The organism is Shewanella benthica KT99 (genome assembly GCF_000172075.1).
Lineage (GTDB): Bacteria > Pseudomonadota > Gammaproteobacteria > Enterobacterales > Shewanellaceae > Shewanella > Shewanella benthica_A.
Window position 1 is genome coordinate 1 of record NZ_ABIC01000074.1, and the last position, 5907, is coordinate 5907.

Annotated in this window: 5 protein-coding genes; all 5 read right to left on the reverse strand. The window is 43.4% G+C overall.

The genetic code is table 11. The features are described from left to right. Nucleotides 1-506: 506 nt before the first annotated feature. The 5 genes from KT99_RS20235 to KT99_RS19075 all read right to left on the reverse strand — a co-directional run bounded on the left by KT99_RS20235 (nucleotide 507) and on the right by KT99_RS19075 (nucleotide 5901). On the reverse strand, nucleotides 507-2207 hold the full coding sequence (locus tag KT99_RS20235; protein ID WP_157752230.1) for an AAA family ATPase: 1701 nt from the start codon (nucleotides 2205-2207) through the stop codon (nucleotides 507-509). 69 nt (nucleotides 2208-2276) lie between these two features. After that, entirely contained in the window at nucleotides 2277-2615 is a 339-nt protein-coding gene (locus KT99_RS20240) for a hypothetical protein (RefSeq protein ID WP_157752232.1), read from the reverse strand. Between the two features lie 203 nt (nucleotides 2616-2818). After that, a complete protein-coding gene (locus tag KT99_RS20245; protein WP_005503496.1) occupies nucleotides 2819-3091 on the reverse strand; it encodes a hypothetical protein in 273 nt (90 codons plus the stop codon). An 800-nt stretch (nucleotides 3092-3891) separates the two neighbouring features. Continuing rightward, the gene (locus tag KT99_RS19070; protein ID WP_005503498.1) at nucleotides 3892-4467 is read right to left on the reverse strand and encodes a TetR/AcrR family transcriptional regulator; all 576 of its coding nucleotides are present in this window, start codon (nucleotides 4465-4467) and stop codon (nucleotides 3892-3894) included. Between the two features lie 57 nt (nucleotides 4468-4524). After that, nucleotides 4525-5901, reverse strand: a complete 1377-nt coding sequence (locus KT99_RS19075) for a coniferyl aldehyde dehydrogenase (protein ID WP_050774392.1) — start codon at nucleotides 5899-5901, stop codon at nucleotides 4525-4527. Nucleotides 5902-5907 lie beyond the last annotated feature (6 nt).

Consider the following 5907-nt stretch of genomic DNA (forward strand, 5'->3'; position numbering starts at 1 on the left):
TGTTAACGGACAAGGTGTTTATGTGTCCGCTAACGTATCGGACACATATAATGCCCATTTGAGTAAATGATCGGACACATTTAGCGTGCAATTTCTTGTTATTTACTCTACCAAACAATCGGGCACAGGACCCTTGTGTGAAGCTTTGGTTACCCCAAAGTTAGCAGCTTCGAATGAAGCTGGATGACATTTTTGTTGTGGTTTCATTTGGCTGGTTTGGTATTGGGTAGTGTGTTTGAGTTTCGTAGTTTCAATTTTATCTATCGCTTGCAGCGGGCTTATGTGCAGATACTTCTGTGAGACGACGCGAGTACAGTCCCTGTAGTCTCTGCGGTAGCGTCCATGCTGCCGAAGCTCGCAGCCGTATCTACACTTGGGGATTTACAAGAAAGTTTGACCTTATTCGCTCCGACCCCTTTGTTGAGAGTTGAAGTAGGAGTAGAACCTCAATACTACTGAAGTATTTGTAGCACCTAAGTTACCCCTAGGTGCTACATAAGACCTGATTATTGCCTATTTCTACGGGCTTTGAGTTCGTTAAAGTATGCAGCTAGCTGATCAATGTCAGTCTTCAACTCTTCAATATCTGGCATCTCAGTAACACCTAGACCTGGTGCGGTGTCGTGACCTTCGAAGAATGTACTACATTTCGTCATACCAGCATTAATCGTATCGACATCTTCTTGGGTGCAGTCGATCAAGTATCTAATATTTGAGGTTTGTACAGAGCGACCAAACCTCTGAACTACACTCTTAATAAGCCACTCTTCGACCATCCTCTCCCAAGTTTCACGCATTTTGCAGTAAATAACTTTGGCTTCATTTCTATAGCGTTCAATTTCAAACTCAGGACTATTAACGAAACTCCTAAGTTTAACTTCTTCATTTCTTAAGAAATTTACCCTTTTGGCTGTTTTTAGTGTATCCCAAGGTGGTGTTCCTTGCGGAAACCCTGAAAGCTTCCCTCTGCGAGTTATAGATTGAATATTAATTGGGGTTGCTGATTCTTCACTTAACATCATTAAGAATGGTAGATCGTGCGTAAGTACAATCACCTGTCGGGTCTGGGCTTCATCTGCAATTCGTTTAGCAAATTTACGTCTCCATTTGTGATCTAATGAGTTAACTGGATCATCAAATATGATTGCAGACTTACGATTATCAATTGTAAGTTCAGCCATAAAGCCAGCTAGGGCTATACACTTTTGCTCACCTTCACTAGCAATGTTGACTATCTTTGATGAGTTTCGTGTAATCTGTAGGGTTAATTTTTGTTGCCCCGCAGCACCTTGAGTTTTGGTTTCTACATCAAAACTATTAAAGTTTAGAGCTGTTAACTCTTTAGAAAATGCTGCATTTATCAACCCTAAACTACCTGTTTTAGCAAGTTCAGTTATGAACCTAGTAATAGCGCCAAGATTGGTAGAGGGTAAGGCTGCGTTAAATAGGTTTGATATTTTAATTCGACCCATTTCTTTAACGATATTTGCTTTATGGACGGTTAACTTTTGCCTATCTTCAAGTTCGATTAGTCTGGTCTGACTCGTCTTAATTGTCTGGGCTAATGCACCGTCATCGACGACATTTTCTTTTTTGGCTTTTATCCCTTCAACTTGCTGAGATAGCCGCTGTACAAATGTCATATCGAGTGCTGGGTGTGCAAAACTTGGGTTAGCAGAAATTAGGCTGTTCTTTCTATCAAACAGCTGCTTGATTAAGGTGTTAAATTGATCTATCGCTTCAGGGGTAGATTGTTTAATCTCATCAAAAATACCTTCATACGCGGTAAGCTCAAAGCTCAATTGGGCTATAGCATTTATTTGTAAAGTTAGAGCTTGAGTTGCATTATTTGCATCTACTTGAGACTGATTGGTAATATAATCATTGAATCTAGCCATTCTCTCTGCAGCTAAGTTACCTATTGGCTGTAGGCAAGTTGGACAGTGTTCATTTTCAACTGGCGGGAATGTTCTGTCGTCACCATTACCAGTTATGAAGTTCTGCGCATGAATCCACATCTGTTTCCAAGCTTCATTGCCGATACCTTCAATTGGTAAGCCATTTAAAGTACTCTGCCTTACAGTTTCGGCTGCGCTCAACTTGGTTATTTTATCATCGTATAACAATCCAATTTTGGCTAAGTTTGTGCCGCCCAGTTTTGCACATAAGTTATTAAGGAAATTCAATAAAGGTTCACGATGCTTCAACTTTGTTGTGTAAACAGCTTTAATTTGAGCTGGAGTTTTACCGTTAAGTTCAGCTATGTCCCTCTTTAATTAAGCTATTTCTGGCAATTCACCTTCACCACCACATTGAGCGTCTAGTGTGATAGGAGTTGCAACACCTAGAGAATTACAGAAAGCACTAACTCTGGATAATGGATTCAAGTCTGGGATTGTATATGAGGTGTTCAATGGAATCATTTCACGAGTCAATTCCCCTTTTACAAATAGACAAGCTCTACTCAACTCATCAAGTAGTTTAACTTCTGCTGGTTTGTACTCAACACTGTCTGTTTTAGATATGTAGTGGACGGCAGATTGTGAATCGAAAACCCTTATAGACTTTAACTCTGGATTAGGCTCACCATCAATAGTCCAAATGTGTTCAACCACGGCCGCACCATCAACTGACACACCTAAAGTCGCTTCAGATGGAACTTCAGATGGCTTGAAAGCATTGGTCGTTATAACTGGTACATCACCGCGAGTTAAACATGCACTTTTAAGTATCTTTGCGTAGCTAGATTTACCAGCACCATTATCTCCGTAAACTGCTGTTAAACCACTAATTGGAAAGTTTAGAGTTACACCCTCAATTAATGATAAGACATTTTTACATTACCTAAACTTGCCAGAGTTACTGGTGCCGCTTCAGCTTCAAATCCAGCAACCGCAACGGCTTTGATGTAGTTAGGATAGTCGGCAGTTCTCTGAAATAGCCCAAATTCCATTTTTGCAACTTGGTAAATTAGCTGTAAATCTTGTTGTTGAAGCTCTCCATGCTCCATGACTCTACGAATTACCTGTCTCCACCATAGTGGCTTTCTAGCACTATTTACCCATGTAACAACTTTCGCTATTTGTGTCATACAAATCCTATTTGCAATGTGTCAGCATATCAATATGCGACTAAAACTATGTTCTTTCTTTGATGTTAAACAACATCTTCAACGTAATGAATCATATAGTTACCAAGTGATTTCTACATCAAACCATTCACACCAAGCTCTGACTGGACTTTAAGCATGTGTTTCAACTTGTGCCCAGACAAAAACTCTACATGTGAAAGAGTGCCAACTCCTTTGTGGATGTCATAACTTGCCAGAGGTTTGTTAGGGAACAGGTATGAGGTTGTTTGTTTTAAAGCAGGGTCGAAGAAAATGATAAAGGGGTCAGAATGATAAAAGGTCTGATAAAGGGGTCAGAGCGAATTAGAGGGCTTCCGAATAAACTAAGATACTTTTTCTAATCAATGTCAGGCTTATTCGACTCAATGATCTAAAACGTTTATGTCTCAAAACGTGTTGTGACTTTTGAAACCTAAGCTCGACTTTATTGGCTGTATGCTAGTTAAAGCCAACTTAACGATAACAGTAATTAACCTGAGTTTCTCTTTTTGGCTGCTTTCAGCAAGGACATATACTCAATTTTGTTTTGTACTTACTGCAAACTTTTCATCGAGATTTAAGGGGGGGGGGCGTAGTTCATTGTTAGGTATGGAGTTAATTGATAGGTAGAAAGATTTCCCCCTTAGCTCTGTCTTTAACTCGAAGCTCGATATCTTCTTTACCCTGTCTTTAGCTCGCAATTAGTCACTTTCTTTGCTTTGTCTTTAGCTCGAAACTTACCGCTTACAACTGTCCCTGCTTTATCTTGAGCTTAGGGCTTCTCAGCCCTTCACCATCGCATTCCAAAATAGCAGGAAGCTGGCTTCTTGGTGTTGTGGGTCTTGCCACTTTTCGGGATTGTCCAGGAAGAAGCGGGTGGCGGCTAAGAACTGGCCGTGACAGTTATCTTGCATCAGGGTCAGCGGATAATTAGCCAGCAAACCTAGCGCCTGGCCTTTTTGCATCAGGGCGCCCATAAAGCTGAGTATCGAGTTCATGGCTTGCTCTCTGATTTCTGGGGCTATGGATGGGGACATGGAGTATTGCTGAAAAAACTCCTGTTTCAGTGGGTTATCCATGGCCCATTGTATGGCGCTGGTCCAGAGGTGTTTAGCATCCTTTTTTAGATCGCCACTGTCTTTTATTGAAGCCTGAATCGCATCGGCAAACTCCTGCTTGATATTAAGAAACAGATGATTCATCAGTTCATCTTTGGAGGGGAAATGATGAAACAGGGTGCCGGTTGCCACCCCAGCCTGCTTGGCTATGGATGCGGTTGAAGTGGCATAGAAACCTTGGCTGACAAACAGAGTCAGCGCGGTATCTAGTATGGCTTGCTTCTTATCTAATTTACTCATCTACAACTTATTCTCTTAGCGTTTTGACACTCGCAGCTAAAGCAGCTCTTACGGCTGTTAGCGCAGGAAAAACTTATATAACATGGCTTGTATGCCTGTGCCATAGGGAGGGTGAACAAGCTTGCCGGTGTTGAGTTTACCGCGGCTCAATACCGTCTTGGCATGGCTCAAGGTCAAGAAGCCTTCCTTGCCGTGATAGTGGCCCATGCCCGAGGGGCCTATGCCACCGAATGGTGCATCGTCGGCGGCGACGTGGAACACGGTTTCGTTGATACAGACGCCACCTGAGTGGGTGTTGTTGAGTATGTTGGCCTGAGCCTGTGCATCGAAGCTCATGATATAGAGTGCCAATGGACGGGGACGGTCATTGATATACTTTATCGAATCATTCAGGGTCTCATACCCTACAATCGGCAGTAAGGGGCCAAAGATCTCGTCTTGCATCAAGATCATCTCATCACTGACATTGGTGATCAGTTGCGTGGGTATTTTACGCTTGGCGGTATCGATAGCCTCATCATTGGCTGAAACCACAATTGCGCCTTTTCTTTTGGCATCTTCGAGAACCGAGGTTAGACGGTCAAACTGACGCTGGTTGATGATGGCGCCATAATCCTTGTTGTCACTCACCTTGCCGTACATGGCGTTGAATTTTTTCTGATAAGCGGCGATAAATTCGGCTTGCTTCTCTTTAGGCACTAAGACGTAATCCGGTGCGACACAGATTTGGCCCGAGTTTAAACATTTACCATAGATCATACGTTCTACGGCTGTGTCTATGGGCATATCAGGGGCGATAACCACTGGAGACTTTCCGCCCAGCTCTAAGGTCACTGGGGTTAAGTTAGCGGCCGCGGCGCGCATCACATGTTTTCCAACTGTGGTGGAGCCGGTAAACAACAAGTGATCGAATGCCAGTCCCGAGAATGCGGCGGCGACATCGGCTTCACCTTCAATGACGGCGACTAATGATTCGTCGAAGATACTCGACAGCATCTGAGCCAAGACCTTGTTGGTCTCGGGTGTGAATTCTGACAGCTTAAGCATGGCGCGGTTTCCTGCGCTCAAGGCGGTGATCAAGGGACCGATCGAAAGCATGACCGGGAAGTTCCATGGCACTATGATGCCGACCACGCCTACTGGCTGATAATGTACCTTGATCTTAGCTGGAGCGAGTAGCAGTCCCGCATGGCGAGAACTGGGCTTCATCCATTTTTTCAGGTTCTTGAGGCTGTAGTTGATGTTGTTGATGCAGGGCATGATATCTGAGATCAACGTGTCGTCGACCGAACGGCTGCCATAATCTCGATTGAGGGCATCGGCTAGCGGCTGCTTAAAGGTCAGTAAGGCTTGCTTGAGCTCTTTGAGCTGCTTGACTCTCATGCATAAGTTGGAGCAGCTCTGCGCGATAGCTGGTCTTTGTAGTCTGAGCAAGTCATC